Genomic DNA, 1301 nt, shown 5'->3' on the forward strand with positions numbered 1-1301 from the left:
CGCGCTGCCAGCAACACTTGCTGGCGCAGGCCATGGCTGGCATCCCAACGGGTTTGGCCACGCAGGCGCTTGAGCACCACGGCATTGACCGACTGGGCGGTGAGGTCGGTGATGTCCGCCATGGCCGGGAAGCGACCGGCCAGTCCTTCGATCACGTTGTCGCTGGCGCCGAACATGGCGCCGATCGAATCGGCTTTGTCCTTGAACGGGTTGAACGGCGCCAAGGCGGTGTAAAGCGGGCTGTCGTGCTGGTCCAGCCATTGCTCCAGGCGTTTGAAGCGTCGGTCATGATCTTCGGTGCCAGGTGTCGGCTGGCCCATCGGGTGGATCAGCAAGGCCAGTGAGATTTCCAGACCGCGGGCGGAGGTGCGTTCGTCGCGGTCGTAACAGGCCAGTGCCGCAGCCAGGCTGTAGGGGTTATCAATGTGTTGGGGTTCGGCCGTCGCCAGCCAGGCGTCATGATCGTTGCTGGCTTGCAAGGCCAGGTTGCGCAGGGCGGCAATCCGCCGTTCCAGCGCGTCGCGTTCGGCGAGGAAGCGCCGGTATTTGTCGACATCGAGGCGCTGTGCCAGGCGTGCGCCATTGGGGGAGTAATCTTCATGGGTGAGGGCCTGGAAATGGGACTCGGCCGGCGACAGGGCAGGCCCCCGGCGTGACGTGCCCAGCCTGAACTCGGCCAGTTCCGGTGAAGGTGCATCTGCCGGGTACAGGCTTTCCAGCGTCTTGTTCAGCAGCATGGCGACCAGGTTGCGATGGTGAAAGTCGCGGCTCTGCGGGCTGAGCTGTTCGGCATCCAGCCGGTAGCATGCCGGCACGCGCTCCTGCTCGGGAGGTTGGGCGGGTCTTGTGTGCTCCAGTTGCTCGGCCGGCATCAGGTCACGCAGTTGATGCTGGTAGGCCGAGACCGACAGGCTCAGGTCCAGGGCCATGCCTTCGGCGTCGGCGAGCGCCACCACCACTGGTACTTTCGGCTGGGTCCAGGGGTAGTGGCGGGCGATGGCATTGAGGTTGCCGATGGGCAAGGTTTCGGTGACCGGGTCGCTGCTCCAGGTCAGCGGCATGCGCCGCTCGGTTGGCTTGAAGTCTTCGACCCAGGTTTGCAGGGCACTGACTGGCAACACATGGGGCTGGGTGGACGGCGCCTGATTGCCGCTCACCAGCTCGGCCATGTCCAGCTGGCGCATGTGCCGTTTGCGCAGGGCTGCCGAACCGGTGATACGGGCGGTGATGGCGTTGGTCCACAGGTGCGGGCTGTAGCCGATCCACACTTCCTTGGCCGTGTCCTGGCAGGTGTCGGCCCA

1 protein-coding gene is annotated in these 1301 nt (G+C 65.3%); it reads right to left on the reverse strand.

Annotated elements, in window-relative coordinates; genetic code table 11:
- The coding region (locus tag ACK59Z_RS25775) for a T6SS effector BTH_I2691 family protein (protein ID WP_409293981.1) at positions 1-1301 on the reverse strand (1301 nt) is incomplete at both ends.

It is taken from the genome of Pseudomonas sp. KCJK9058, assembly GCF_046230975.1.
Classification (GTDB): Bacteria; Pseudomonadota; Gammaproteobacteria; order Pseudomonadales; family Pseudomonadaceae; genus Aquipseudomonas; species Aquipseudomonas alloputida.